A 3,635-nucleotide genomic window follows, 5' to 3' on the forward strand; every position below is an offset into this window, starting at 1 on the left:
GGCGTCCATGTTCTGGACGATCTTCGCGGCGTCGCCGCGAAGATCGTCCAGAACATGGACGCCTCGCTGAGCGTGCCCACCGCGACCAGCGTTCGCGCGGTCCCGGCCAAGCTGCTGGTCGACAACCGCATCGTGATCAACAACCACCTCGCCCGCGGGCGCGGTGGCAAGGTCAGCTTCACCCACCTGGTCGGCTACGCGATGGTCCGGGCGCTGGTCCAGCACCCGGAGATGAACAACTCCTTCGCCGAGGCAAACGGCAAGCCCGCGGTGGTCCGCCCGGCGCACGTCAACCTCGGCATCGCGATCGACCTGGCCAAGCCCGACGGCACCCGCAACCTGGTGGTCCCCTCCATCAAGGGCTGCGAGCAGATGGACTTCCGGCAGTTCTGGCAGGCGTACGAGGACGTGGTCCGGCGGGCGCGGCGCAACGAGCTGACCATGGAGGACTACTCCGGCACCACGATCTCGCTGACCAACCCGGGCGGCATCGGCACCGTGCACTCGATGCCGCGGCTGATGCAGGGGCAGAGCGCCATCATCGGCGTCGGCGCCATGGAGTACCCGGCCCCCTACCAGGGCATGTCCGAGGCCACCCTCGCCGAGCTGGCCGTCAGCAAGATCATCACGCTGACCAGCACGTACGACCACCGGATCATCCAGGGCGCGCAGTCCGGCGAGTTCCTCAAGGTGATGCACGAGCTGATCCTCGGCGAGCACGGCTTCTACGACGAGATCTTCACCTCGCTGCGCATCCCGTACGAGCCGGTCCGCTGGGTGCGCGACGTGGCGGTCAACTCCGAGGGTCAGATCAACAAGACCGCCCGGGTGCACGAGCTGATCCACGCCTACCGGGTGCGCGGTCACCTGATGGCCGACACCGACCCGCTGGAATTCAAGATCCGTAAGCACCCGGATCTCGACGTCCTCCAGCACGGGCTGACCCTGTGGGACCTGGACCGCGAGTTTCCGGTGAACGGCTTCGCCGGCCGGCAGCGGATGAAGCTGCGCGAGATCCTCGGCGTGCTGCGCGACTCGTACTGCCGCCGGGTCGGCATCGAGTACATGCACATCCAGGATCCGGAGGAGCGGCGCTGGATCCAGGAGCGGATCGAGCGCAGGTACGAGAAGCCGTCCGCGGACGAGCAGAAGCACGTGCTCAACCGGCTCAACGCCGCCGAGGCGTTCGAGACCTTCCTCCAGACCAAGTACGTCGGCCAGAAGCGCTTCTCGCTGGAGGGCGGCGAGTCGCTGATCCCGCTGCTCGGCGAGGTGCTGGAGTCCTCCGCCGAGAACGGGCTGGACGAGGTCGTCATCGGCATGGCCCACCGGGGCCGGCTCAACGTGCTGGCCAACATCGTCGGCAAGCCGTACGAGAAGATCTTCTCCGAGTTCGAGGGTCACCTGGACCCGCGCTCGACGCAGGGCTCCGGCGACGTGAAGTACCACCTCGGCCAGAACGGCAAGTTCACCACCCCCGATGGCGAGCACGCCGTCAAGGTGTCGGTGGTGGCCAACCCGTCGCACCTGGAGGCCGTCGACCCGGTGCTGGAGGGCATCGTCCGGGCCAAGCAGGACCGGATCGACCTCAAGCTGGAGGGCTACACCGTGCTGCCGCTCGCGGTGCACGGTGACGCCGCGTTCGCCGGGCAGGGCGTGGTCGCCGAGACGCTCAACCTGTCGCAGCTGCGCGGCTACCGCACCGGCGGCACCGTGCACGTGGTGGTCAACAACCAGGTCGGCTTCACCACCGCCCCGGAGTACAGCCGCTCCAGCCTCTACAGCACCGACGTGGCCCGGATGATCCAGGCGCCGATCTTCCACGTCAACGGCGACGACCCGGAGGCCGTGGTCCGGGTGGCCCGACTGGCCTTCGAGTACCGGCAGACGTTCAACAAGGACGTCGTGATCGACATGGTCTGCTACCGCCGGCGCGGGCACAACGAGGGCGACGACCCGTCGATGTCCAACCCCCAGATGTACAAGATCATTGACTCGAAGCGCTCGGTCCGCAAGCTCTACACGGAGGAGCTGATCGGTCGCGGCGACATCACCGTGGAGGACGCGGAGGAGCTGCTGCGCGACTACCAGTCGCAGTTGGAGCGGGTCTTCAAGGCCACCCGGGACGCCGCCGCGGCGCCGCGCCAGCTCAACCGGCCGCGCCGCGAGGAGGAGCCGGAGCCGCAGGTCGACACCGCCACCGACGCCGCGGTGGTGAAGGCGATCGGCGAGGCACACGTCAACCTGCCGGAGGGCTTCACCCCGCACAAGCGGATCCAGCAGCTGCTCGACCGGCGGGCCAAGATGTCCGTCGAGGGCAACATCGACTGGGGCTTCGGCGAGATCATCGCGCTGGGGGCGCTGCTGCACGACGGGGTCACCGTCCGGCTCGCCGGTCAGGACTCGCGCCGCGGCACCTTCGTCCAGCGGCACGCCTCGGTGGTGGACGCCCGCACCGGCGACGACTACCTGCCGCTGAAGTCGCTCACCGGCGACGGCGAGCGCTCCCGGTTCTTCGTGCACGACTCGCTGCTCAGCGAGTACGCCGCGATGGGCTTCGAGTACGGCTACTCGGTGGAGAACATCAACGCGCTGGTCGCCTGGGAGGCGCAGTTCGGCGACTTCGTCAACGGCGCGCAGTCGGTGATCGACGAGTTCATCTCCTCCGGCGAGGTGAAGTGGGGTCAGCGCTCCGCGGTCACCCTGCTGCTGCCGCACGGCCACGAGGGCCAGGGCCCGGACCACACGTCCGGCCGCCCGGAGCGGTTCCTGCAGATGTGCGCCGAGGACAACATGCGGGTGTCCATCCCGACCACCCCGGCGAACTACTTCCACCTGCTGCGCCGCCAGGCCCTGTCGCCGAAGCGCAAGCCGCTGGTGGTGTTCACGCCGAAGTCGCTGCTGCGGCACAAGCTCTGCGTCTCGTCGGTGGAGGACTTCACCACCGGCACCTTCCAGCCGGTGCTGCGCGACACGGCCGCCCCGGCCCCGGAGGCCGTGAAGCGGGTGCTGCTCTGCTCCGGCAAGATCTACTACGACCTGTTCCAGGCCCGGCAGGAGCGCGGCGTCACCGACACCGCGATCCTCCGGATCGAGCAGCTGTACCCGCTGCCGGTGGAGGAGATCCGGGCCGCCCTCGCGCAGTACCCGAACGCGGAGGACTTCGCCTGGGTGCAGGAGGAGCCGGCCAACCAGGGCGCCTGGTCGTTCGTCGCGCTCAACCTGCTGGAGCACCTCACGGACGTCCGGCTGCGGCGGATCTCCCGCCCGGCCGCGGCCGCCCCGGCGGTCGGCTCGGCCAAGACCCACGAGGTCGAGCAGAACGCCCTGATCGAGGCGGCTCTCCCCCGCCCGTGACCTGACGCACCGCGAGAGCCGGGGCAGGGCCGTCACCACGGTCCTGCCCCGGCTCCGTCGGTCCACCCCGCCCGGCCCGCGCCGGGCCGAGCGAAGGACGTACCGATGTACTTCACCGACCGTGGCATCGAGGAGCTGGTCGAGCGCCGGGGCGACGAGCAGGTGACCCTGGAGTGGCTGGGCGAGCGCCTGCGCGACTTCGTGGACCTCAACCCCGACTTCGAGACCCCCATCGAACGCCTGGCCACCTACCTGGCCCGCCTCGACGACCCCGACGA

2 protein-coding genes are annotated in these 3,635 nt (G+C 69.3%); both read left to right on the plus strand.

What is annotated here, in order from left to right; translation table 11 throughout:
* Positions 1-3,357, plus strand: a 3,357-nt coding sequence (locus tag DKT68_RS28375) for a multifunctional oxoglutarate decarboxylase/oxoglutarate dehydrogenase thiamine pyrophosphate-binding subunit/dihydrolipoyllysine-residue succinyltransferase subunit (RefSeq protein ID WP_109820448.1), incomplete at its 5' end; no start/stop codon positions are given.
* 105 nt (positions 3,358-3,462) lie between these two features.
* Positions 3,463-3,635, plus strand: a 173-nt coding sequence (locus DKT68_RS31630; protein ID WP_201749221.1) for a DUF6104 family protein, incomplete at its 3' end; no start/stop codon positions are given.

This window comes from Micromonospora acroterricola, assembly GCF_003172955.1.
Lineage (GTDB): Bacteria > Actinomycetota > Actinomycetes > Mycobacteriales > Micromonosporaceae > Micromonospora > Micromonospora acroterricola.